19 protein-coding genes are annotated in these 25131 nt (G+C 42.4%); 2 read left to right on the top strand and 17 right to left on the bottom strand.

Features of this window, described 5'->3' with window-relative positions:
- Positions 1–239: 239 nt before the first annotated feature.
- From ACYVD3_RS20425 to ACYVD3_RS20405, 5 genes are all read right to left on the bottom strand, one after another.
- On the bottom strand, positions 240–1814 hold the full coding sequence (locus tag ACYVD3_RS20425) for a glycoside hydrolase family 28 protein (RefSeq protein ID WP_460644335.1): 1575 nt from the start codon (positions 1812–1814) through the stop codon (positions 240–242).
- A gap of 17 nt (positions 1815–1831) precedes the next feature.
- Positions 1832–2680: a carbohydrate ABC transporter permease gene (locus ACYVD3_RS20420; RefSeq protein WP_460644334.1), complete on the bottom strand. Its 849-nt coding sequence runs from the start codon at positions 2678–2680 to the stop codon at positions 1832–1834.
- Between the two features lie 8 nt (positions 2681–2688).
- Entirely contained in the window at positions 2689–3588 is a 900-nt protein-coding gene (locus ACYVD3_RS20415; RefSeq protein ID WP_460644333.1) for a carbohydrate ABC transporter permease, read from the bottom strand.
- Positions 3585–4700: a glycoside hydrolase family 88/105 protein gene (locus tag ACYVD3_RS20410; protein WP_460644332.1), complete on the bottom strand. Its 1116-nt coding sequence runs from the start codon at positions 4698–4700 to the stop codon at positions 3585–3587. The genes ACYVD3_RS20415 and ACYVD3_RS20410 overlap by 4 nt, the downstream gene beginning before the upstream one ends.
- An 82-nt stretch (positions 4701–4782) precedes the next feature.
- Positions 4783–6138 carry an ABC transporter substrate-binding protein gene (locus tag ACYVD3_RS20405; protein ID WP_460644331.1) on the bottom strand — a complete coding sequence of 452 codons (1356 nt, stop codon included), beginning with the start codon at positions 6136–6138 and terminating at the stop codon, positions 4783–4785.
- A 224-nt stretch (positions 6139–6362) separates the two neighbouring features.
- On the opposite strand from ACYVD3_RS20405, the gene ACYVD3_RS20400 reads away from it, so the two are divergent.
- Positions 6363–7175, top strand: coding sequence for a TIM barrel protein (locus ACYVD3_RS20400; protein ID WP_460644330.1), 813 nt, complete (start codon positions 6363–6365; stop codon positions 7173–7175).
- A 134-nt stretch (positions 7176–7309) separates the two neighbouring features.
- Positions 7310–8674 carry an MATE family efflux transporter gene (locus ACYVD3_RS20395; protein WP_460644329.1) on the top strand — a complete coding sequence of 455 codons (1365 nt, stop codon included), beginning with the start codon at positions 7310–7312 and terminating at the stop codon, positions 8672–8674.
- A gap of 247 nt (positions 8675–8921) precedes the next feature.
- Here ACYVD3_RS20395 and ACYVD3_RS20390 read toward each other — a convergent pair whose 3' ends face one another.
- From ACYVD3_RS20390 to ACYVD3_RS20335, 12 genes are all read right to left on the bottom strand, one after another.
- A complete protein-coding gene (locus tag ACYVD3_RS20390; RefSeq protein WP_460644328.1) occupies positions 8922–10220 on the bottom strand; it encodes an SLC13 family permease in 1299 nt (432 codons plus the stop codon).
- A gap of 17 nt (positions 10221–10237) precedes the next feature.
- Positions 10238–11422 carry a CaiB/BaiF CoA transferase family protein gene (locus ACYVD3_RS20385; RefSeq protein WP_460644327.1) on the bottom strand — a complete coding sequence of 395 codons (1185 nt, stop codon included), beginning with the start codon at positions 11420–11422 and terminating at the stop codon, positions 10238–10240.
- 115 nt (positions 11423–11537) lie between these two features.
- Positions 11538–12950 (bottom strand): sodium:solute symporter family protein, encoded by a 1413-nt coding sequence (locus ACYVD3_RS20380; RefSeq protein ID WP_460644326.1) that lies wholly within the window; start codon positions 12948–12950, stop codon positions 11538–11540.
- Between the two features lie 145 nt (positions 12951–13095).
- Positions 13096–13890: an enoyl-CoA hydratase/isomerase family protein gene (locus tag ACYVD3_RS20375; RefSeq protein WP_460644325.1), complete on the bottom strand. Its 795-nt coding sequence runs from the start codon at positions 13888–13890 to the stop codon at positions 13096–13098.
- A 47-nt stretch (positions 13891–13937) separates the two neighbouring features.
- Complete coding sequence (locus ACYVD3_RS20370; protein WP_460644324.1) at positions 13938–14825, bottom strand: 3-hydroxyacyl-CoA dehydrogenase family protein; 888 nt, start codon at positions 14823–14825, stop codon at positions 13938–13940.
- A 19-nt stretch (positions 14826–14844) separates the two neighbouring features.
- Complete coding sequence (locus ACYVD3_RS20365) at positions 14845–15987, bottom strand: thiolase family protein (protein ID WP_460644323.1); 1143 nt, start codon at positions 15985–15987, stop codon at positions 14845–14847.
- 53 nt (positions 15988–16040) lie between these two features.
- Positions 16041–17258, bottom strand: a complete 1218-nt coding sequence (locus ACYVD3_RS20360) for a thiolase family protein (protein WP_460644322.1) — start codon at positions 17256–17258, stop codon at positions 16041–16043.
- Positions 17259–17341: 83 nt separating this feature from the next.
- A complete protein-coding gene (locus ACYVD3_RS20355; protein WP_460644321.1) occupies positions 17342–18145 on the bottom strand; it encodes an enoyl-CoA hydratase/isomerase family protein in 804 nt (267 codons plus the stop codon).
- 53 nt (positions 18146–18198) lie between these two features.
- Positions 18199–20619: a glycyl radical protein gene (locus ACYVD3_RS20350; RefSeq protein WP_460644320.1), complete on the bottom strand. Its 2421-nt coding sequence runs from the start codon at positions 20617–20619 to the stop codon at positions 18199–18201.
- 86 nt (positions 20620–20705) lie between these two features.
- On the bottom strand, positions 20706–21656 hold the full coding sequence (locus tag ACYVD3_RS20345) for a glycyl-radical enzyme activating protein (protein WP_460644319.1): 951 nt from the start codon (positions 21654–21656) through the stop codon (positions 20706–20708).
- Positions 21657–21903: 247 nt separating this feature from the next.
- Entirely contained in the window at positions 21904–23499 is a 1596-nt protein-coding gene (locus ACYVD3_RS20340; RefSeq protein WP_460644318.1) for a PucR family transcriptional regulator, read from the bottom strand.
- 386 nt (positions 23500–23885) lie between these two features.
- A complete protein-coding gene (locus ACYVD3_RS20335; protein WP_460644317.1) occupies positions 23886–25130 on the bottom strand; it encodes a CaiB/BaiF CoA transferase family protein in 1245 nt (414 codons plus the stop codon).
- Position 25131 lies beyond the last annotated feature (1 nt).

The following is a 25131-nucleotide window of genomic DNA, read 5'->3' as shown; positions in this document are numbered from 1 at the left end:
CTTTCGCTTGAATTTAATTGTTAAAACGGATTGCGGGTTTATATAGAAACTAATATTATCATCTTTTTTGTGAGGTTTGGACAGTCTGGGGCATGTGACTGCTAAACTTCATTTTTTAATCAGGTTGTTTTACTCATCTCTGGTTACTTATTGTAACATACAATGATATTTGATAAAAGATGTAAATTTTATTTTCTTTAATGGCTTAATTTTTATCAATTCACTCTTTGCACCAGAAGTTACTTTTCCAATTCAGCTTTTTCAACTTTATCTACATTCAATATTTCTATTTCTTTTCCTTCAGCCCCTATTACTGTTACATTTTTCATTATGAGATGCCTGACATTATTAATATAGATTCCTTTTTTAGCACAAGGCTCGATTCCTGCCATCATTGCCGGATACTCCGGAGTAGGGTTTTCGGCAAAATCTATGGAAACTTCTTCAAAGGTAACTTTTTCAATTTTAGCTTCCGGAAGTCCATAGATAAAAGCACCTGCCACATGGCAATTATGAGCTTCAATATTACGGAATGTCAGCTTTTTTATAAACGGGATTCGCTCATCTACCGGAATCGGTTCCTTGGTACTCACATACTCAGAATGTCCATCAGGATCACAGCACCAGTAATAAGAGTTGACTACAAATGGTGTCAATACTCCATCCATCTTAATATTCTCAAATAAAATATCATCAATAACCGCATCATTTCCTCTTCCACGCCTTGTTTTTATACGTAGCCCACGGTCTGTATTTTCAAAAATACAATCTCTGACCACCATATGTTTCACACCAGCAGCCATTTCACTGCCCAGCGTGACAGAGCCATGTCCATGGCACATGTAACATTGACGAATGTTAATGTTCTGAGATGATACCTTATATTTATGTCCCATATAAAACTTTCCGGACTTCACAGCTATACAGTCATCGCCCAGAGAAAAATAGACACCCACTACTTCCAGGCCATCCACAGACTCCGGATCCATTCCATCCGTATTGGGAGAAACCTTTGGATTCAGTACCCGCATATCAATCCACCGTGTATCATTGGAGAAATAAGGGTGTAAATTCCATGCCGGACTATTCTGAATCGTAAGCCCCTGTACCGTAATATTCTCGCAATGATTCAGGAAAATCATGCGCGGGCGGAAAGCTCCACCAACCTTCTCACGGCCATTGTCTTTCCACCAGTTGTCAAAACTGGCATTTCCATCTATAGTACCCTGTCCTGTAATAACCACATTGGATACATTAACACCGGTGATAATGCTGCCAAACATCTCCAGAGGATTTCCTTCCCAAGTACCCAGATTGTATTCTTCCATCTCATCATAACTCTCTATTAAGCCGGGAAGAATGGGAAACTTATCCCTATCGGTATAGGCAGAAAGTACTGCACCCTCCGCAAAATCGATGGTAATATTACTCTTTAAAAACAGTGACGATACTTTGTAAACTCCTTTTGGAAGGTATACCCGGCTGTTTTCCGGGCAGCAGTTAATTGCTGCCTGGATAAAGACTGTATCATCATGTTTCCCATCACCTTTACTGCCAAACTTTTTAACGTTTAAAGTCACATATTCGTAGTCAGTCTTAATCTCTTTCATTGCAGCCTGGTCTCCCATTCGGATTTCCAGCCGATACAAAGTGTCAGGCTTTAAGTCATTAATTGTCTGCACTACTTTATTAGAAGTCATTATTTTTTTACCATCCAAATACACATCATACTCTTGATTCGTATAGTAAATACCTTGATGAAGAAGCTCAATTGTACATCTTCTGGAGGTTTTAAAAATCACTTGAAATTCCATATTTCATCTCCTTTATCTTATCCTTTCACTCCGCCTGCAGAAATACCTTCCACGAATTGATCCTGGGCAAGAAAGAATACAATCAAAGACGGCAAAATCGTAATAATTGATAATGCCAGTACCTTATTCCATTGAAATCCGGTTTCTGTATCCATAAACAGCCGGAGTCCCAATGCTGCCGGAAACTTCCTGGTAGCATTAATGTAAATCAGGGGTCCCATAAAATCATTGGATGACCACATAAATTGGAACAGTGCGCTGGATACCACTGCCGGCTGAACCATGGGTACCATAATCAGAATCAGGCGCTGAAACGAATTACAGCCGTCAATTTCAGCAGCTTCCTCCAGTTCCTTGGGTACGGATCTCATGAACTGAATCATCATAAATACAAAGTATGTATCACATGCAAAAAAGCTGGGTATTATCAGCGGAAGATAACTGTCTACCCAGCCAATTTTGGTAAACAGCAAAAATTGCGGAACGTTTAATACAACCTGTGGTAAAAACAGCGTTGCCATCATCAACCCATACCAGAATTTTCTTCCTTTGAACCGGAAGCGAGTAAAGGCATATGCCGTAATGGTCACAGATACTACCGTCCCTATTACTTTTGGAATCACAAACTTATAAGTATTAATCATATAATGCCCATAAGAATAGTTTGTTCCATTCCAGCCTTCTATGTAACCGAGAAGGGTGGGATTCTTAGGAATAAATCCAATAGAGCTGAAAATCTCTGCATTATTGTCGCGGAAAGAAGCGCCAATCATCCAAATCATTGGATAAATCATGCAAATTCCGATGGCAATCAATACAAAATAACGAAAAAATAAATTCAATGCACTTTTTTGTTTTCTTGTCATCTTTATCTCTACCTCTCCTCATCCCCATAATATACCCAGTATTTCTGGCTAATGAATGATATTGCAGTCAAGCTTGCTACAATAATAAACAGCAGCCATGCCATGGAACTTGCCAGTCCCATCTTATAAGTCTTAAATGCATTCTGATAAATCAGGATAGAAATCAATGTCGTGGAACCCTGGGGCCCGCCATTGGTAATGACAAACGGCCCATTAAATTCCTGGAACGCCTGACATAGCTGAGTAATCAGGTTAAAGAATACAACCGGTGTAATCATCGGAACAGTGACCTTAATAAATTGTGTAAACTTTCCAGCGCCATCAATAGCTGCCGCTTCATAAAGATCCTGGGGAACGCCCGTTAACGCCGCTAAGAAGATTACCATCGCAGAACCAAACTGCCATACACGGAGTAAGCATATAACAAGCAGCGCATAAGTGCTGCTGCCAAGCCAATTAATGGGAGCTCCACCAAACAGTCTGATTATCATATTGATTAATCCCTCATTCTGAAATAGAAACTGCCATAATACCGCTATTGAAATAGATCCTCCCAAAATAGACGGAATATAATAAATAGTACGGAACAGGTTAATCCCTTTTAATTTAAAATTCAGAATGTAAGCAATAAACAACGCAAAAAACAGTTTTAGGGGAACCGTCATAAATGCGTACTTAAATGTAACTGCAAATGATTTTACATATTTCGCCGTATTTATAATGGACTCATAGTTCTGCAATCCAATAAATTGAGTTTCTCCTTTAAATAAGTTATAGTTGGTCATGCTGTAATAAAGGGATGATAAAAATGGATAAAACTTAAATGCAAAAAAACCTATCAGCCAAATAGACAGATATGCATATCCGCTATTGGTTTTCCAAAACTTTTTAAATGATGCTTGATTCACAGGGGCACTCCTTCCTGATCCAGGGCCTTCAGCTTTAAATACTCTGCATAAGCCATCATGGCTGCTCCGACTCCTTTCACTTCATCCCATACAATGGGCTCTGACAAATAATAAACAATGCTTCCGTCCCGCTCATCTTTTGGTCCCAGGCCCGCTACTTCACAAATATCTTTCAGATGCCATTTTCCATCTATGCAGACCATTTTCTGATCATGCAATGCCATCATAATCCTCTCTCCTGCAGCCCGGTATTTTTCTTCCTGAAGTACGCCAAGCCTGCATCCTTTTAAAATGCTGTAAGCAATCATTGCACTTCCTGAAGTCTCTAAATAGTTTCCATCAATATCCGGCAATGCAATCAGCTGATAGAACAATCCTGATTCTTGATCCTGATACTCTAAAATACCCCTTAGGGCTTCCTTGAACCAGATCGAGTACTGTTTATGCTGCTCAAACACTTCCTCTGATGATATTTCATACAGGTCAATTAAAGCCATCAGATGCCAGCCTATGGAACGCAGCCAAAAATTATGAGATAGCCCGGTCTGCTTATCTGACCAGATCATCACCCTTTTCTCGTCATAGGCATGATAATACAGGCGATATGTTTCACTGTACATAAGACGTCTCACATTCTGCATCTGAGAATAAACGTCGTTATAGTTTTCTTTCTGATTGTATTTGGTTTCATATTCAAGATAAAAGGGCAATGCCATATATAAGCCATCCAACCAGATCTGATACGGATAAATCATCTTGTGCCAGAAATTTCCCGTTGAGGTTCTCGGGTGACGGCGAAGCATATCCATCAATGTATCTATCGCTTTCCTGTATCGTTCCTCACCAGTCTGCTCATACAGAAAGAACAGAATTTTCCCGGAATTAATCTTATCTAAATTAAGCTCATTCACATCCAGATACTTAATTGTTCCATCCTTCAAAATGTGATGATTCATGAATTCTATGATTCTTTCCTTATAGAATTTCTCTCCCGTTGCTTCATACATCCATTGGGCTCCCAGCAAGATTACGCCTGCTTCATAATTCCACAGCGGTTTATTATCTTGTGCAAATCTGACGAGATAGTCTCTGAAATATTCTTCAAAAATCATGTGATTTCTCCTCCAAAAAGGACATGTGGCACTTAACAGAAATATTCCACATGCCCTTTTATTTTTATAACCTGACAATATATTAGTATGGATTTTCCGCCTGTACACGCTCAGTCTCATCAATTAAGTACTGTGCCATGTCACCGGTAGAGGTATGGTCTGCACTGATATTTTCAAATACCTCGTAGTAAACACCAGTGGTATCTTTCAGTTCAGAATTCTCGAAGTTGGGATCAAAAGTAAAATTTGCCACCTTTAACACTGCATTGTTTGATTCATATGTCAAACCACTTAATATATCTTTTTCAAGCAGTACATTTTTTGAAGTCTCATTTACAATGATCCCCCTCTCAAGACCCATAATTTCAACACCTTCCGGATCATTCATCAGGAAGTTTAAAAGCAGAGCCGCTTCTTCTTTATGTTTGGATGCTTCAGTAATAGCAAAGCACTGGGAAATCTTGGTCAGTCCGGCATCATGGTCTCCAATACCTGTAATAAAGTCTCCCAGAACAAATTCCTGCTCCGGCTCAAGAGCCTCTTGGAATTTGGTATTTGCTGAATCCCATTCATAGAATCCTGCATAAGTACCATTGGACCATTTAATGTTCTTCTCCAGAATGGTGGCGCCATCACCTAACAGCAGCTCGATCTTAGGAAGCACATGAGCATCTTCCAGTGAACAAATCCAGTCAAGTCCTTCTTTTACCTCATCCAGAGTGTAGTTAACCTTGCCATCCATTACCCATTCTTTTCCATACCTGGCTTCCAGATAATACAGCATCAAAAGCATTCTCTCATATTGATACATCGCCAGGGGATAATGATCATCACCTAACTTCTCTTTGAATACCATCCCTGCATTCATCAAATCATCAATGGTTTTCGGAGTTTCCAAACCAGCCTTTTCAAAGGTAGTCTTGTTCCAAAAAAAGCATTTGCCGGTAGTGCTGATCGGAACTGCCTGAAGCTTGTCCGCAACTACACACTGATTTAAAATCTTCTCCGGAAATCCACTTAAATCTATATCTGACAGACTGTTAATATCAGCAAATGCAGCGCCGTTACCGGAAAACTGATACAACCAATTCCAATTAACCTGCATCAAATCCGGTGCAGTGCCGCCATTTAGCTGTGTTGCACATTTTTCAGTCCAGCCATCCCATGCACCATACTCGCATTCAACCTTAATATTAGGGTACTTTGACATGAATGCTTGAACCGCCTTCTGTGTGGCCTCATGTCTGGAATCCCCACCCCACCAGGAAAAACGTAGTGTAACTTCTTTTTCATCCGGTGCTGCATTGTTGCTTTGACTTTCCTGCTTCTGATTATCCTTAGTTGTTCCTTGGGTCGGTGCCCCACCGCCACAAGCAATTAAAGATGCCACCATAGAAACTGCTACCGCTGCCGTTGCCGCTCTCTTTAATAATTTCATTAAAAAACCTCCCTTTATTTCATATGATAAACTTATTATAGCACATGTTTTTTTCTTGTCAATTTTATTTTGTTTATTTTTTATGTATACACACATCTTTATTTTATATATTAATAAGTTTTTACTATATTTTGTTGCTTTTCCTATAATTATATTATACTATATTAACTGATAATTGATAAATCAATATATGTATACATACTTTTCATCTAAGGAGTTTTATAATGAAGAATATATTAAAAAACAGCAAAAATCCGGTTACACTGCAGTGTACGTACAGCGATTCCATTGAGATGCCAACCTTTTTAGAATTACTGCATCAACTGTCTGATTATGGTCTCTATGGAATCGAACTGAACTTGCCGGACTTAAAAGTACTGTCACCCAAAACTTTACTTTCACTTTTAAATACTTATCAACTGAATCTGACTTATATTGCAACCGGCGCTTATGCAAAGAAGCGCGGATTCTCCTTATCTTCATCGGATTCTGACCTCCGGCGAAGAAGCATTGAGGGGTGCAAAGAAAATATCCGGTATGCCGGCGAATGCCATTCCGGTATCATCATCGGTTATTTCAAGAATAACCCTTTATACGATAAAACCCATGCTCTTCTTTACCTGGAAGACTCATTAACCCAGCTGGAACTTTTTGCGCGAAGCCATCAGGTCCCGATTCTTTTGGAGGCCACTAACCGTTATGAATCCGGCGTTGCTAATACGTTACAAGATACGGTTGAAATAACGGACCACGTAGGAGGGCAAATGCTGTCTGTTTTACCAGATACATATCACATGAATATTGAAGAAAGCAACCCACTGGAGGCGCTGGACCTTTATCAGGGCCGTTATCAGAATATTCACCTTTCAGACAATAATCGATACTTTCCAGGCATGGGACATATTTCCTTTGAAAGCTATTTACAAAAAATAGATTCCATACATTATCAGGGAACATTAGGTATTGAAGGCAATATCAATCATAATCTTATAAAAGATTTGGAAATCACTGTCAGCTATCTGTCTAAAATTATTTAACAGCCAATTACTGCCAGATTCATTTCCTGAGCAAAAGTTCACTTGACTTTCAATTTCCCCAAGCGTATAGTTAAAGATTGTACGGTACTGACCGAAATTCTCTACCGCAAATCTAATAATCAGGTGGATCGACCATGCAATCAAATTTTTTAAAACAAAGCACCGAGCAGAGACGGGATTTAATTCTTAAGGGCTCCGTCTTCTCAACTATATTATTTCTTTCCGTTCCCACCCTTATGATGGGTCTTATCCAATCCGCCATACCGGTCATTGACGGTCTGTTTCTTAACAATCTCGTAGGAACCCAGGCGGCCAGCGCCGTCACTTATTGTACCCCCATTGTAAATATGGTTTCCGCCCTGGCTCAGGGAGTGAGTGTGGCCGGAATGGCCATCATCGGCCAGTCCAATGGGAACGGCGACTTTAATCACAGCCGGAAGATTTCCTTACAAATCATCGTTTTCACTTTTTTGCTGGGCTTTCTCCTGGCGCCTTTGCTGATTGCCCTTGCCTTTCCCATATCTGCCCATGTAAATAAGGAGATTTCCCACGATGTCTTTCTCTATCTTGCATTGAGCGCCTGTGTGACGCCATTTTCTTTCATGGAATCTATTTATAATTCCATAAAGAATGCCAATGGTAAGCCGGAGGATACATTTGTCCGCATGGTGATCATGCTGATTTTAAAAATCATTTTCAGCGCCCTCTTTATTGTGGTTTTCCATTGGGGTCTTGTGGGTTCCGTTATGGCTTCCCTGGCATCCAACTTTTTAATTACTCTGTGGATGTATTATGAATTATTTTTAAAAGAAACAGGAGAACGCTTTATCCTTACCGGCTTCCGGTTTGACTGGAGCATCATCAACACCCTTTTGCGCATAGGCTTTCCTGCCATGCTGTCCAGCCTGATGCTCAACCTGGGATTCTTCCTCATCAACAATGAAGTGGAAAAATACGGATCCACTATCTTAAATGGCCAGGGAATTGCCAATAATATTACCTCCATCTGCTTCATACTTCCCTCTTCCTTTGGTTCCGCCGTCACCACCATGGTCAGCATGAATGTAGGAGCAAAACAGCCGGACAAGGCGAAAAAAGCCTGTTTTGCCGGCTGCGTCATAAGCGCCATCACTGCTGCCCTTTTGATTGCCCTTGTGGTGCCTCTATCATCAAGGCTTACGGTGTTATTTACCAGAGATGCTTCTGTCCTTGCCGTTGCGAACCAGGCGCTTCATATTTATACATATTCCGTGGTGGGCTTCGGCATCTGCATGGTCCAGCAGGGAGCTTTTATCGGGCTGGGGAAAACCCGGATCACCCTCTTCATCAGCCTGCTGCGGGTGTGGCTGTTGCGGTACATATTTATACTTGCAACAGAGCACTTTCTAAGCTTTTATTCGGTATTCTGGGGCAACCTGTTTTCCAATTACATGGCCGCCATCATTACAACCATCCTGATTCTCAGAGTGAAATGGGTTTCCGATATTAATTACCGGTAAAATAAGCGATCCGGATTTTTACAAGTATTCCTACAGGCTTCTCCTTTCGCCAATAACACAAGGCCCTGTATATCGTCACCGGTACAGCACTGAAATACAGAGTAATTGTTGAGAAAGGCATACCTGACAATCTCTTCGGCAAGATGGTGATAAAAAGGATTCATGTGGTCCGGCACAATGAGTCAGACCACATGACTTTTTAAACTCTGTCAAATCAATTCCCGGCTTATTTTTTCGTCACTATTTTTTATAAAGGCCATACCCTTGGAATAATAAGAAATAACAATGTTACGGCAATGATATTGAACAGAATACAATATTTCACATAATCCATAAATTTATACCCTCCGGGACCTAATATCATGGTCATGGACGGGGTAGCAAGAGGGGTAAGAAATGCGCAGTTTGTTGCCATGCAGATCCCCATAAGAACAGGAGCAATATTAAATTCTATTATCTGGGTAAAGGCCAGCGCTATGGGAGTAAGCATCGCTGCAACCGCAGTATTGGACATAAATATGGTGAGCAATGCTCCTGTTAAAACAAACATTGTAAAAACGTGCATAGGAGTCAGAGATGATCCAAATATGCTTGCAATCAAATCAGCAATCAGCCTTCCGCCGCCGCTTTTATCAAGCCCACTGGCAAAACCAATTCCACCAGACAACACAAAAATCGTAGTCCAGTCAAATTTCCGGTACATTTCATCAATGGAAATACAGCCTGTCACAATAACAAGTAAAGTTCCAAACATTGCAAACGTACCATTTGATACCTTATCTGTCATAATGATACACATAATAGTACCAATCATAATACATATGGATAAAATCTGTTTTTCTTTCTGCTCTTTTGTAAATCTATCTTCACCGGACCCATTGCTTTCTTTCATGATTTCCTTCATAAACTCCGAATGCTCTTTTACATCAGGCCAGATCTTTCGGTTTAAGTATTTTCCAAATAATTTAAAATAGATAAAAAAGGTGATGCACATAGGGATTCCTACCCATGCAAATTCAAAAAAACCAAATGGTTTTAAATTGTTTTCCAACAATGCATTTTGTATTACTATCTGGGAGGTGGTACCAATTACAGTGATCATTCCTCCCACGTTTGATCCAACAGCCAAAGGCATAAACCAGTGCTTTTCATGAAGTTCTCCGTCCGATGCAATGATGCCTGCCAGCACCGGCAAGGTGATTGCTACGGCTGCTGAATTATTCATAAATCCCGATAACAGTGTCACCAAAGGTATCATCATAAAAGCAGCCGTGCGTATATGACCACCGGCTATACGAAGAAACCAGGCGCACAGTGCTTTCGCCGCACCGGTCTCAATCACAGCCGTAATAATTGCAATCATGCCTCCCACAAACAATGTTGTATCACTGGAAATTCCAGCCCATACATCAGAAGCCTTTGCAAACCCAAAAAGTGCCAGCAGCAGGCATGATCCCATGGCCGTAACCGCAATGGGTACAAGCTCCGTAATGTAAAAATAGATTGCAATCAGTAATATCAGAATACTTCCATAAGCAGCGGTCATGATCCATTTCTCCCCATTTAAATGGTATGGTTTTTTTGCATCTCTTCCAACTCCGTCTCCTTATATCCAAGCCCATTCACATATACTTCTTTGTTATGCTCTCCTAAAAGCGGCGCACGCTGCACCGGCACAGTCATTGTAGAAAACTTTGGGGCAAAGGCAGCTACCGGATAATTTCCAACTCCCGGATATTCAAACTCTATCATTGAGTTTCTTGCAGCCACATGAGGATCATTCAGCACCTGACTGAGTGTCTGTACTGGTGAACATGGAATTCCTCTCTCGTCCAAAAGTGCAATAAGCCCCTTTGAATCATACTGAATGGCCCATGCCTGAACAATATCCTCCAGCTCTTCTTCATGCTTCTTTCTGTTAGAAGCAGTGTCATACCTGGGATCCTCATATAAATCCTTTCGGTCCATCAGCCCGGTTAATGCCTCCCAGTGTTTCTGCAAAGATGCAGCAACATAAACATGTCCGTCTTTTACCTGGAATGAATTTACAGGGGCATAGTTGGCTCTGCGGTTTCCCATACTTACAGGTTTAATTTCAGAAAACCGCTCCTGGGCAAAAAAAGCATCCAGAATAGACATGGAAGATTCCATCATAGAAATATCAACGTACTGCCCCTCTCCTGTTCTCTCACAATTTCTTAAAGCGGCCATAGCTCCCAGCGCACCATAAATTCCTGATAAAAAATCTGAAATTGCAGGACCGCTTTTCATTGGAACCCCTTCCGGTCCATTGACAGACATGAATCCGCTGACAGCCGCTATGGTCATATCATATGCCGGTTTCATCGCATAAGGTCCGTTTTGTCCAAATCCCGAAATGGAAACCATAATAAGCTTCGGATTGACCTTTTTTAAATCATCATAACCAAACCCCATTTTTTTCAACAGACCAGGACGGTAATTTTCTATAAAAACATCACAATCTTTGATCAATTTATGAAGAATTTCTTTTGCTTTCGGATCTTTTATATTTAAGGTAATGCCTTTTTTATTCCTGTTATAGGCAGGAAATACAAGACTGACTCCTTCTTTATTTTTCAAAGCTTCGTCACGATAAAATTCACCCGAACCGGGACGTTCTATTTTTATGATAGATGCTCCCATATCTCCCAGAAGCATCCCACAGTAGGATCCCGATATCACATGTGAAAGTTCAACTACTTTTATGCCTTCCAAAGCTGTACTCATGATTATTCCTCCTTTAGAGCTTCAATTATATCTGCCGGGAACCGGTATATCCTCCTGAGGATAACCGGACGATATACCAGCTTAAGCCAAAACAGCCCCGGCACCCGCAGCCGAATTAACTATTTGATGGCTGCGAAACATTTTCCTGTATTTTAGAAGCAGTCAATGCATTCACGATGATAAATGCTGCCAAACCTCCGGTTAGACCTGCATAAATCGGATCAAATGCGGCTTTCAATGATGGTATCAGATTCCAGATAATATTAATAAGCGGGCCTATCAGAACCGATGCCATTCCGGCTGCCGGTGTCATCTTCCCCTTATAGAATAAAGCAAACATCATAGGCACTAAGAATACACAAGTACGTAATCCAAAGGAAAGAAATACAAATGTCTGAATCATTTCGCCAAGACTGGTAATAGCAAAAACACCTGACAAAGACGCAACAATGATGATTAACACTCTTAAAACCACCAGCATTTCCTTATCAGTTGTACTTTTACGTATTTTTTTATAAACATCCCGGCTTAGCATGGTAGATACTCCAAATGTCAGACCTGCGTTGCTGCCCAAAGCTGCCAGCATCAGCCCCCCGATAAAGATCCCCGCAATAACCGGGTGGAAGTTATTTGTCATAAATAATGGGAATGCCTGAGATGCCTGAATATCAGGGAAGAACCTGTTCATATAAAGTCCTACTGCTACTCCGAACAAACCAACCGGGCAGGTAAAGATTGCCGCCAGTACCGCTCCATTTCTGGCTGCCTTGGCATCCTTGGCAGAAAGTACCGCCTGCACATATACCTGAGTTACAAGTACTCCCAGCGCAAGCCCTAAACCGGTCGCATAGCCCTTGCTTACTCCATTGGGAAACATGTTAAAATAGGAAGAATCAAAAGAAGACCGAATCCCCGAAATCCCCCCCAATGCGGAAACAGCGATGATTCCGCTTAGAATTAATGAACCCAGAATCAAAGCGATCTTCAGCAATCCTCCAAGACTGGTTGCAAATATCCCTCCAAATAATACAAATAATAATATTAAAACCACACAAATCACCGCTGCCAATGCAACAGGTACGGGAATAAAAGAAGTTAACAAAGGTAAAAATCCTTTTGTCTGTGATAAAATCGAAAAAAATATGGCAATGGCACTAAAAATTGCTGTCACAGGTCTGATATATGGTCCGAATTTTTTCTCCAGCAGTTGAGGAACTGTTTCCACTTTTGTTTTATATATGGCCTGGGAAAGCACCAGTCCCAGAATCAAACACCCTACCGATAAGCCCAGTGTCTGCCACCAACCACTGATTCCTCTTTTAAATGCTGCTTCTGCCGTACCTATGGTACCTCCTGCGCCAACGCAGCTTCCTACAATTGCACCTGCAACCATAATTGCCGTAGAACTATTACCTGCAACGGTAAAATCTTCTGAATTTTTAATCTTTCTAGCTGTATATACCCCAATGGCACTCATGGCACTAAAAGCGATAAGTATGCCTAATATAATACCGGTTGTTGGATTCATAAAAGCCCCTTTCTACACATTTGTTATCGTACGTTTCCTCTTCTGATCAATTGTCAGCTTTCAATAAGATGCATCATCTGATCAATTGTCAGCTTTCAATAAAATGCATCATCTGATATCAGCCAACTATCATTTGAGTTTCTATTTAATTCCCTTTAAATTCCGGATATCTTTTTTCTAAGAACGCATTCATTCCTTCCTTCTGGTCGTGAGAATCAAAAAGCTCTGCCCATAGATCTGCCTCCTGCTGCATTCCATCGTAAATACCATGATTCCAAGCATTGTTAATCGCTTTTTTCGCTGCCCGCAGGGAAAGTGAAGACAGTCTCTGCAGGCGTTTCGCCCATGCTCTTGCTTCCTTCATAAGCTGTTCCGGCTCCACCACCTTATTAATAATACCAAGGCGGCATGCTTCCTGTGCCTCAATGGGCTTTCCAAAAAAGATCATTTCTTTTGCTTTAGCAATGGAAATATTCTGCACAAGCCTCTGGGTTGCCCCTCCTCCCGGAAAAATCCCCACCCCGGTCTCCGGCAATGCGAACTTTGCATTATCCGCAGCAATACGTAAATCACAGAGTAAGACATTTTCCATGCCGCCGCCGTAAGCATATCCTGCTATGGCCGCAATGGTGGGCTTTGGCATATCCATTAATAACTTTTGATATTCTATACCTCGATTGATAAACTCTTGGGCCTCAGAGCGGCTAAATTTAGAAAATGCAGCCAAATCTCCGCCAGCACAGTAAACCTTATCTCCGCCAGTGATTATAATTACTTTCACAGAATCATCCTCAGACAGATGTCTGTAAATTTCCACACGCTCGTAGCTCATCTCCACATTAGCTGCATTCATGGCCTCAGGACGGTCAAATTTTACAATTGCGGTTTCTTCTTCAAAAGTCAGTTTCATCGTTGAATAAGTCTTATCTCTATATGTCATCTCTCTACTCCTCATTTTACCTGGACGGATATGACGGAGACTCTCCGCTACAGGTTGATATCTGTTCTTGGTCTCTTCTCACCGCCAGTATAATCGTACCAGCCTTTCCCTGTCTTACGGCCCAGATCTCCTGCTGCCACAAGTTTTTTCATCGTAAGATTCGGTCTCCACTTTGGATCTTTAAAATTCTCATAAAGTGTCTGAATTGTTGCCGCACCTATATCCAGACCTGCAAAATCATTTAATTCAAAAGGTCCCATTGGATGGCCAAGACCAAGCTTTACGGCTGTATCGATGTCTTCTATGGACGCCACCCCCTCCTCCAGGCATGTCAGAACTTCCTGTCTGAAAGCATGCATGATCCGGTTTACTAAAAATCCCGGAGCATCTTTTACCAGAACCCCCGCTTTACCGAGGCTTGCAATATATGCTTTTGCTGTTTCACTGGTTTCTGATGAGGTTTTTAACCCTCTCACAATTTCCACCAGCCTCATAACAGGAACCGGACTAAAAAAATGCAATCCAATAAACTGAGCCTCTCTCTTGGTTGCATTGGCCAGATTGCTGATTGGTAATGCAGAGGTATTGCTTGCGAAAACAGTGTGCTGTGGGCATATTGCATCCAGTTTCTTAAATACATCACATTTTATCGCTTCATCTTCAATAATCGCCTCAATAATAAGATCTGCGTCCTTTGCATCATTTAAATCTTCTGAAACACTGATTCTTAAAAGCAGTTCATCCTTTGCCTCCTGTGTCAGTTTCCCTTTTGTTATCCGATTGGTAAGCGCCTGGTCCATTCGTTCCAGGGATGCCGTTACCAGCTCTTTTTTTGTATCCCATAATACCACCTGATATCCAGCCGCTGAAGAAACCTGGGCAATTCCGGTTCCCATAAATCCAGCTCCAGCTACAAATATTTTTTTGACCTCCAAAATCATACCTCCCGGTTACTTATTTATATTTCGCTTCTATCACCATGGAAAGCGTTTGTCCGCCCTCCGCAGGAGCAATCACCATTCCGTACTTCTTCCCATCCCCTTGGAGCTTGTAAAGCAAATCCGTCAGCAGTACCGCTCCTGCTGCTCCCCAGGACAATCCGCTGATCAGCGTGCCGCCTTCAGAATTTACTTTCCGGTCTATTTCTCTCGTGCCCATTCCCAAACTTTTCAGCACCTTTCGATTTGCCAGTATCTGTGCAGCAGAAAACTCACTGATTTCAAAATAGTCAATATCACTTAAGGAAAGACCAGCCTTTTCAACAGCCCGGGTAATCACTTCATCTGCAATAAAGCCACTTCCTTTAGGACTGCCTGCTGCAAATGCAATTCCCAGAATTTCACCCCTTACCGGGAGCCCCTGCTCCTTGATCACATTCTCTGAACACAGCAGACACATGGCTGCTCCATCAGCAGGCATTGCAACTGACGGAATTTCCTGATACTGCTGATCTGCAGTAATCAGCTCCACTGCCTTTTTCTTTTTTACTTCTACCGGAAGAATATGTAACTTGGCCTTAGACAGCATGCGCTTCTTAAAACTGTCATCCAGATAGGTCTCTATTTCAGACTCAGTAATACCGTATTGAGCCGAAATAGCATCCGCAATATCAGAAGCCTTCAGCTTCCCATAGCGGTCTGCCGGCTGTGCACCTGCAAGCTGGTTTGCTATGGGGTCAAAAACGATTTCAGTATCAGCCCCAAAAGCAAATCTCGCTTTTCTGATCTCCAACGGAATCTGGCTCATGCTTTCACTGCCGCCTGCAAGAATTACATCCGCATTTTCACTTCTGATCGCAAGATAACCATTGATAACAGCCTGAAGCCCGGATGCACTCTGCCTCTGTACCGTAAAGGCCGGAATTTCCACCGGAAGCTCTGCTTCCAGTTGTGCATGTCTTGCCAAATTGGACGGTGTACTGGTTTGTTTTGAATTTCCAATGATAATCTCATCAATTTTTATAGGATCAATATCTACATTTTCTATTAAGTCAAGCATAGTCATAGCTGCCAGCTTCTGTTCACTGAAGCCGGCCAATGCTCCCTGATAAGTACCAAGAGGTGTCCGGATGGCACCGGAAATATATACCTTTTTCACTTCAGCCTCCATTCTGCCGCTTTTGCGGCAATTCATTTCAGAACTGTGATTTGTCATACCGCCTTTTCCAGTATCACAGCAACTCCTAATCCACCCGCACAGCAAAGAGTAATCAGCCCGAACCGCTTTTCATGTACTCGTTTTAATTCATACATGCACTTCACACTTAACGCTGTGCCAGTGCACCCCAGTGGATGTCCATGGGCAATTGCCCCACCGTTGGGATTGATTTTTTCAATAAGCTCTTCTTCAGAAATGCCCCATTTTTTCCACTCTTCTATCACTGCAATTGACTGAGCAGCAAATGCTTCATTTAATTCAATCACATCCAGATCACGGATTGTCAGCCCCGCCTTTTGAAGCGCGATCTGTGTTGATCTTACAGGTCCAAGTCCCATCATTCTTGGATCACAGCCGCTGGAGCCAATTGCACGGATTACAGCAAGCGGCTGATATCCCAGACGTTTTGCCTCTTCTTTTTCCATAATCAGAACCGCTGCTGCCCCATCATTTCGTCCCGAGGAGTTTGCCGCAGTTACCGTACCATCTTTTTTGAACACAGGCTTTAAGGTACTTATCTTTTCATACGTTGATAAAAACGGATGTTCATCTTTGCTGAACAGACGGGTTCCATCCTTGGTTTTTAATTCAACCGGCAAAATCTGCTCATCAAAACGGCCCTCCTCTATCGCCTTCGCCATCCGCTCCTGACTTCTCTGAGCAAAATGATCCTGCGCCTCTCTGGATATGCCATAGGTTTCTGCCAGATTTTCTGCCGTAACTCCCATTGGAAGATTTCCATAAAGACGTACCGGAGTGGATCCCGGTCCACCGGCCACAAGAGAATCTTCAATTGTATAATTTCCGGTTCCAAGACCGGATGCAGTACCTCTCATGAAATATGAAGACTGACTCATATTTTCCGCTCCGCCAGCAACCACAATATGTGCTTCTCCACAGACAAGTAACTGATATGCATCCATAATGGCCTGCAAGCCTGACCCACATTGCCTGTGAACGGTATATGCAGGCACCTTCTCAGGTATTTCACAGGCAAGAGCCGCCGCTCTGGCAATATTGGAAGGTTCTGAACTTTGACGCACCTCTCCGAATATCACATGATCAATTTCTTCAGGATTTAATTTTGCTCTTTCCTTTACCAGATTTTCCATGACAAGGGACGCAAGTTCTAAATCAGAAACATTGCTTAATGATGCCCCGAATTTTCCTATAGGAGTACGAACTCCATGAGTAATAACAATCTCTTTCAAACCATATACTCCTTTTCCGTCAATTTATTTTTTAAGAATGGCGCCGGAACCCGGCGGCCATTCTTTTTTCGTGCGCAGTGCGCTTATTGGCATAAGGTAAAATTTGCCGGACGCTTCTCCAGAAAAGACTCTACCCCCTCCCTATGGTCATCCGACCCATAGCAGGCACTCTGGATTTGCGCCTCCTGTTCCAGGGCAGTATCCAGTTCAGATGTCAGAGCCGCATCCATGGCGGATTTAGCAGCCATCACTGAATATGGCCCATTTTCCAATATCCGGCTGCAATAATTCATGGTATATTCCTGGAGCTCCTCTGGCGGAACCACCTGATTTACAAAACCAATTTTTAGGGCTGTACCGGCATCAAAACTCTGCCCGGTAACTGCCAGCTCAATTGCCTTTGATCTACCCACCAGTCTCGGAAGAAAATACGTAGCTCCCCAATCAGGAACCAGTCCCCGTTTACCAAACGGCATTCCAAACTTTGCCTGCTCTGAAGCAATTCTGATATCACAGAGCATTGCAAGGCTGCAGCCAGCTCCAAATGCAGCGCCATTGATCTGGGCGATCACCGGCTGGCGGATACTTTTAATGCATTTCACCATTCCGGCAACATCTTTCCTGTAAGTCTCCAGCCGTTCTCCAAAAGACACATCAGAGTCAATCCGTTCCTTCATCAGCTTAATATCGCCTCCGGAGCAAAAAGCCTTTCCAGCTCCGGTTATCACTACAACACGGACATTATTTTCCGGAGCATTGACATAATCCACTGCTTCTCTGAGATTTTCCCGCATTGCATCTGAAATTGCGTTATAAGCTTCAGGACGGTTTAACGTGATGGTCGCTATATGATTGCTGACAGTAAATAAAATATCCGTAAAATTCATATTCCCTCTCATCCTCCATACTCCAGTACGGCTTTTCGCTGCCTGCACAGGTCTTAAATGCGGCCTGCCACCGCTGCGTGTTCCGTACGCCCGATTACATCTTCCTGAAGGCTGTCGCTCAAACCGGTAAAGAATGCACTGTAACCGGCTACACGAACAATCAGATCCCGGTATTCCTCCGGTTTCTGCTGTGCCTGAAGCAAGGTTTCCTTATCTACAACATTAAACTGCATATGCCATACTCCTGCCTCCAGAGCTCCTTTTGCGTAAGAAGTAAAATTCTTAAGTCCTTCTTCTCCTGTAACCGCATCCGGATTGAACTTTACATTCAGAATAGAACCTCCACTCATCCCTTCGTGATTCAACTTACCGGAAGATACAGCCACCGAGGTCGGTCCGCATACATCCACACCATGACTTGGAGAACAGCCGTCCGCAAGCGGCTCAAATTCTTTTCTTCCATTAGGCAATGCACGGATTGCCGTACCATATGGCACATTAGAGGAAACCGAACTGAAACCCGGATGGAATCTTCCGCCAAACAAGCTTCTGTGTTTATCTGTTTCATCAGAATAAATATTCACTACTTTTACCGCCATCTGATCTGCCAGTTCATCATCGTTACCATATTTAGGGGCTTTATTAATCAACATCTGGCGAACTGGTTCAAAGCCTTTAAAATCCGCTTCAATAGCACTGATCAAAGTATCCATCTCCAGCACCTTATCATCAAATACCAGCTTCTTAATTGCAGCAAGAGAGTCCGCCACATCCGCCAGGCCAATTCCCCTTGGAGTCATACCGGAATTGATCAATGCGCCGCCGTCGCTCCGGTCTCTGGCATTGCCGATACAATCCTGTACAAAACAGGAGAGATACGGGGTAGGTACCAGGTCCTGATGTGCTTTTTCCACTCTGACCGCCGCCTTAGAATAAACCTCGATCAGATAACCCATTTGCTTTTCAAATGCTTCCATAACCTGATCAAACGAAGTAAAGGCTCTTGCATCACCAGTCTTCAGTCCCATCTGGCGATTTCCCTTTTTCCAGTAACCATCATGGAGGGCAAATTCTAATGCCGCTGCCACATTAATATAGCCGGCGTTATGGGAACCTTTATCCTTTCTGGTAGGCTGTACGCTTGCACATCCTACGGAGGAATAATCCCTTGCATCTTCCAGTGAAATGCCTTTATGTACCAAAGCAGAAATACATCTTCTGTCATTGAAGAAGGAAGGATGACCAGTACCTAAACGAGCCAGCTCACATGCCTTTTCAATCAGGGAATCCGGTGTCTCTTCACAGAAGCGGACAGAAATACTTGGCTGATGAAGTAACGTATGAATAGATGCTTCAATGCACATATAGCTAAGCGGATTTGATGACTCTTTGCCTTCCGGAGTCTGTCCTCCAACGATAATCTGCTGCTGGGACGGGAATCCCGATGCGATATAGGAATAATATTCAGAATTGATATAGTTAGTCTCTGGAAACTTCATCCATAAAACATCCAGCTCTTCCTGGGCTTTTTCCATAGTAGTTCTTCCGGCCCCTAAATCCGCCTCTAAAAACGGCCATGCATACTGGTCCAGCCGGCCTGCACTAAAGCAGCGCTGAAAAGCTTCCATCTGGATTCCCACAAAACCAAACCACATTGCCTGTAATGCTTCATGGAAGGTTCTTGGAGGCAGTCCCGGTACTCTGCGGCAGGTTTCCCCTATCATTGACAACTCTGCTTTACGCGCTTCGTTTGTCTCCTTTGCTGCCATTTCTTCGGCCAGATCCGCATATCTCTTTGCAAAAGCAATAATTGCATCACAGCAGATAATCGCCGCTGTCAGGAAATCAATCCCTTTTTGATCTTTTTCTTCCCTTGCCTGCTCCAGACGTTTTTCAGCTCTTTCCTTCATTCCCTGGAACCCATACTCCATAATTGCCTGCCAGTCAGGCGTGATGTGCCCAGCCGGACCATATAACGGAACATCCAGAGTGAAAATATTAGTTCCTCCTACGATACTTGTCTCAGGATTCATCAGGAACAGATTCTTTTCTTCCGGGCTCATGCCGGGAAATACTTCCTGCCTGAGTGAGTTATCATGCCATCTGGGCAGCAGTTCTTCCAATACCAGCCTGTCTTCTTCCAAATATTCAAACTGGTCAATGGGACGGGTTGTCAATTTTCTGTATTCTCCTACCAGATCATCTCCTACACTCTCCGGGTAGATTGGAAAAGCTCTTGGCTTGCGTCCAAAGGAACCGGCAAAAAGCTGATCCTCTTCGATGTAGATGGTACGTTCTTTCAAAAATACGGAAAACGCTTTTGCTCTTGCTACTATCATCGGGTCATCTTTTAGTTCATCTGATTTTTTAAAGACCCTATCATAGATCACCGCTCTTTCCGGATCTACGTTTGGCTTGTAAGTAAAAAAACGCGCTCTCAGGCTTTTTACTCTTTCTGTTGGTTGATTGCTCATCTGAATTTCCTCCTTTTTGAAAAATTATTTTCTATTTCTCAAATGGATTAGATTGCGATAAGTAAAATTTTTTCAATATCGGAATTCTACCATTTTGGGATCTTAAGTCTTAAGCCGGCCTCTTTTAATATTGCAATCGGCTCTTTTAAATCTTCTGCTGTACTGTTAGGACAATCAGCAAATTCATAGGTCATTCCAAGCTCCTGATATTTCTTCTCTCCAAAATTATGAAATGCCAGAACCTCTGTCAACGTATAATAGTCCAACTCTGATAAAATGAAATGTGCCGCCTTTTGAATTTCCCCTTTATGAGTGTTATACCCGTTGATTAAGGGCAGGCGGATAATCAACCGGGGCCGTTCTTTTTCCTTTTTATTCCATAAATGTTTTGACAACGCTTTTAAGTTATTCAAAATTATGGCATTGTCCACACCAGTCAATTCCTTATGTAAATCACAATCCATTGCTTTAAGATCAAAGTGAATGGTATTGCATTGATCCGCAATTTTCAGCAGCCATGAACGAGATCCACATCCACTTGTTTCCACTGCCGTATCCATTCCATTCTCTCTGCATTGTTTCAGGATTTCAAAAGTAAACTCCGGCTGAGCCAGCATCTCTCCGCCACCCACTGTAATCCCTCCGCCGGAATGTTTATAAAAACTTCTGTCTTTCTCCACAATCCGGAAAATCTCTTCTACGGATTTGACTTCTCCAGAAACTGTCTTTGAATTGCTGGGGCAGACCTTTGTGCACATCTGACATCCCGTGCATTTATCCCGATCAATTTGGTAAGTGCCATCCTCCTGTTTGAATATTGCACTAAATTTACAAACCTGGCTGCACAAGCCACACCCGATACATAATTTTATATTGGAATGAATTGATATACCGGATGTAAGACCTTCCGGATTGGAACACCATCGGCAACGCAGCGGACATCCTTTCATGAATATCAGCGTTCGGATCCCCGGACCATCATGAATGGAAAAGCGTTGAATATTAAATATAATTCCTTGTACTGCCTTACATTCCATAACATACTCCCATCATGTTCCCCTGACATTGAGGCTGAGTTGGCAAGTACGTCAGCCCCATTATTGTTCGCTGTGACAATAGTATAAATGTAATCCATATATTTTTTCATCATGGATTTTTCCAAAAAAGGCAAAATGCTTTGTAAGTTTCTCCAATTTTTCATAAAAACACAAAAAAATATAAATAATGCATATATTTGTCCTTGCCAATTTATGCATTATTTATATTTATCAACAATAAGCCACTTTATTTGTCACACTTTTCACAATCCATTAAAATCTTCCACAATTTGATCTTGGAAAGAAGGCGATACCCTTCCACCGGATTTTCCAGATTAATATGCAATAATTCATTTATTTTATTGATCCGGTATCTCAGCGTATTTTCATGAATATATAATTTCGCCGCCGCTTTTTTATAGTTTCCGCTTTCAATATATACCTCTGCCGTTTCAAGGGGTTGAAATACCATTGTACTTTTATTTTCAAGCAGCAGAAGGCAGTCATCAAAATGAAGCTGACCCAGACTGCTAGGATCCAGCAACGCGTAAATAGAATAATCCGGGTAAAAATGGCAGTGCTGAGCCGGCCACAGCAGTGCCCCCAGCCGAAGGGACTGCTGAGCCTGTTCATATAACACTACAATATCTCTTAATGTTTCAGCCATACTGCTGATTCCGATTCCCTCATCTGTAACTTCCGGAAACAGCATACTCAGATCAGATATCAGCCCTCTTACCCAGATATTGGGATTCAGCTTTTCAGAGCTGTGGATTTCCCATAAAACAACCGCCTGCTTTCTGGCATGGTACTCATACATATAAGTTTCTATCCGAAATCCTCTGCCTTTTTGATAAAACTCCAAAGCCTCTTTAAAACGGCGAAACAATTGCTGAAAACTTTCAGAAGAAAAAATCAAAATACCTGAATAAATCAAATTTGACTTCTTACCCATCCGACTCTCTTCAAAAGCTTCTACTTCTTTCGGCGTAACAGAGCCACTAATCACCTTGTGGAGAAAAGCACGATATGCATCTGATTTTTCTTTTAAAACCAGAATATCTTTACTGCTCAAGCTTTCAATCAAGGAGATCAGTTTCTTAATCTCTTTAATGTCTTCTTCTCTTTCAGAGGCAACTGCCAGATACTCTCTTTCATTATCATAAGACATTGGGAGGCAAAAGAAGCAGCATATAAAATCATTGACCTGAATCTTTTCCGACGATCTTATTTCCGGAAATATCAGCAGACTCTCGGCTGCCTGCCCGATCTGGTCCACTCCGCAGATCCCATTGTTTAAAATCAATGTCTTATCCTGCTTATATACTGCAATCGGGATCTGAAACAGCTCCGTCATTTGAATCAACAGACGTTTGCCGCCCCACCTGCTTGCCTCAAAAAGCGGCAGAATCATGTCCGGTTCCACTACAACAGGGTTTTTCTGATTGTGAGACCCAAACTTCAACTTATAAAATGGTGAGATGACGTCTGTCCATACCAGATGATAAGGGATCTTTACAATAGGAAATTGATTTTTTGTCGCAATTTCCACAACACTTTCCGGTATCAAATTTAAAAATCTTCCGGTTTTAATGCCAAGTCCACTTGCATTCTTCTCGATCAGTGCCAGAATATATTCTCCTAACAATTCATAATTATTATCAAAAATATAAGCGGAAGTCAGAACAAACTCTCCGCCTTTCAACCATTTGGGTCCATCCGGAGCGTCCAAAAGTGTAACGGTACTTATCTCTCTCATTAATCCATTATGACCGGCGATTACCTTCAACCCTGACAAACTGGGTACCTTAAGCAGTTCGGTCAAGCATATTATATCTTTCATGCTATAATGCTCCTTTCAACCACAACTCTGGCAGGGCAGTGCATAAATGTCAAATATTTATGATGCCCACCTTCTTTAATTCCTGCAATTCACTAGTTCCCCAAAACATTTCAGATTTCGAATATCTATACAATACTTTTCTGTATTCATCATAGCAAATTTCCATATTGAAAATCAATTAATTTATCACAATCTTTAAGGCTCTTGCAGTTGCTGCAAAAGAAATGGAAAAGGCCCTTAACAGGGCTAAATGTTTATTGGCATTATGCTGAAACCGTAACAGGTATAAGTCGTGATGTACTCAAGTTTTCCAACCCGTCATACAGCAAAAAGGAAGAACAAATTAATGTCCTTCCTTTTCTAACTTTATTTATCCGAAAATTTACCTAGTTTTTCCTCTCATCCTTCCACACATAAAGGATTCCCTTCTCCTGAAATTCCCTGATTTCCTCCTTGCTGTAACCTAAGTCTTCCAGAATCTCCGGTCCCTGCTCTCCGATCAGAGGGCCGCCCTTGTACTCCGGAACGCCCATTTCCTGGAACTTGACCGGCGGCCTTACCAGTGTCCGCTCATTTCCATTGTCGTACTGCATTTTATAGAAGCAGTCATTGGCCCACGCCTGCTCATCTTCCAGGATCTCTTCCCAGGACTGGGCCACGCTGAATGCAATGTCATGTTCCTTTAAAACAGGAACCCATTCCCTGGCTGTTTTCTTTTCCATTGCTTCCATACAGATGTCATAAACCGCTGTGCCCAGACCTTTGGTTTGAAGGTTCTGGATGGGGAAGTAATTCTCATTCTCCAACAGATCCTCTCTTCCCAGGGCTTTCATGAACTGCTTATAGTAAGTGTTGTAATCGGGCATACAGGTCTGAATGAACCTGTCATCCTTTGTTCTCCATGCCGCATTAAAGGGGTTGGCACTCTCCCTGATGTTAATGGGGTATTCTCTGGCCGGGCCGTCATAATTGGCTGCCTGGATCATCATACCCATGTTGTAGACAGCCGTCTCAAACAGGCTGGTCTCTACTTTCTCTCCCTGTCCTGTTTCTTTTGCATGGTACAATGCCGCAAGAATCCCTGCCGCAAGGTTCATGGCCACGTTATGATCCCCCACTCCCGGAACCACATTCATGGGAACAGTTCCCCTCTGGCGGAGGGAATGGAGATAGCCGCCCCTTGCGAAAAACGCCGTGAAATCAAACCCCGGAAGATCTTTGTCCGGGCCGTATTCTCCATATCCGGTCACCATGGCATAAACCAGCTTGGGATATTTCACCTTTAATGTTTCATAGTCCAGTCCCGCCCGTTCCAGAGCCTGAACCCTCCAGTTGGTAATCAGCACATCTGCATCCTCCAGAAGCTTAAAAAATGCCTCTTTGCCCTCAGGCGCCTTCATATTAAGAGAGATGCACCGCTTGTTTCCATTTTCCAAGTCCCAGGTCGTATTTTCATACATGTCCAAAGGTCTTCCTTCCGATGGTGCCGTATGCCTTAAGGGATCTCCCTTGGCAGATTCGATTTTAATAACATCTGCTCCGCAGTCCGCAAGAAAACGTCCTGCGCCTGCAGCCGCAATAAAGGTTGCCAGCTCCACTACCTTAATTCCTTCCAACAGCTTCTTTCTCATG

It is taken from the genome of Lacrimispora brassicae, from assembly GCF_054772055.1.
The sequence above is the reverse complement of the archived record's forward strand: the minus strand, read 5'-3'. Positions and strand labels throughout refer to the sequence as shown.

Excerpts from the sequence above, each read along its gene's own strand:
- ACYVD3_RS20425 (WP_460644335.1), bottom strand. The coding sequence starts at position 1,814 with ATGGAATTTCAAGTGATTTTTAAAACCTCCAGAAGATGTACAATTGAG.
- ACYVD3_RS20420 (WP_460644334.1), bottom strand. The coding sequence starts at position 2,680 with ATGACAAGAAAACAAAAAAGTGCATTGAATTTATTTTTTCGTTATTTT.
- ACYVD3_RS20410 (WP_460644332.1), bottom strand. The coding sequence starts at position 4,700 with ATGATTTTTGAAGAATATTTCAGAGACTATCTCGTCAGATTTGCACAA.
- ACYVD3_RS20405 (WP_460644331.1), bottom strand. The coding sequence starts at position 6,138 with ATGAAATTATTAAAGAGAGCGGCAACGGCAGCGGTAGCAGTTTCTATG.
- ACYVD3_RS20400 (WP_460644330.1), top strand. The coding sequence starts at position 6,363 with ATGAAGAATATATTAAAAAACAGCAAAAATCCGGTTACACTGCAGTGT.
- ACYVD3_RS20395 (WP_460644329.1), top strand. The coding sequence starts at position 7,310 with ATGCAATCAAATTTTTTAAAACAAAGCACCGAGCAGAGACGGGATTTA.
- ACYVD3_RS20390 (WP_460644328.1), bottom strand. The coding sequence starts at position 10,220 with ATGACCGCTGCTTATGGAAGTATTCTGATATTACTGATTGCAATCTAT.
- ACYVD3_RS20385 (WP_460644327.1), bottom strand. The coding sequence starts at position 11,422 with ATGAGTACAGCTTTGGAAGGCATAAAAGTAGTTGAACTTTCACATGTG.
- ACYVD3_RS20380 (WP_460644326.1), bottom strand. The coding sequence starts at position 12,950 with ATGAATCCAACAACCGGTATTATATTAGGCATACTTATCGCTTTTAGT.
- ACYVD3_RS20375 (WP_460644325.1), bottom strand. The coding sequence starts at position 13,890 with ATGACATATAGAGATAAGACTTATTCAACGATGAAACTGACTTTTGAA.
- ACYVD3_RS20355 (WP_460644321.1), bottom strand. The coding sequence starts at position 18,145 with ATGAATTTTACGGATATTTTATTTACTGTCAGCAATCATATAGCGACC.
- ACYVD3_RS20350 (WP_460644320.1), bottom strand. The coding sequence starts at position 20,619 with ATGAGCAATCAACCAACAGAAAGAGTAAAAAGCCTGAGAGCGCGTTTT.
- ACYVD3_RS20345 (WP_460644319.1), bottom strand. The coding sequence starts at position 21,656 with ATGGAATGTAAGGCAGTACAAGGAATTATATTTAATATTCAACGCTTT.
- ACYVD3_RS20340 (WP_460644318.1), bottom strand. The coding sequence starts at position 23,499 with ATGAAAGATATAATATGCTTGACCGAACTGCTTAAGGTACCCAGTTTG.
- ACYVD3_RS20335 (WP_460644317.1), bottom strand. The coding sequence starts at position 25,130 with ATGAGAAAGAAGCTGTTGGAAGGAATTAAGGTAGTGGAGCTGGCAACC.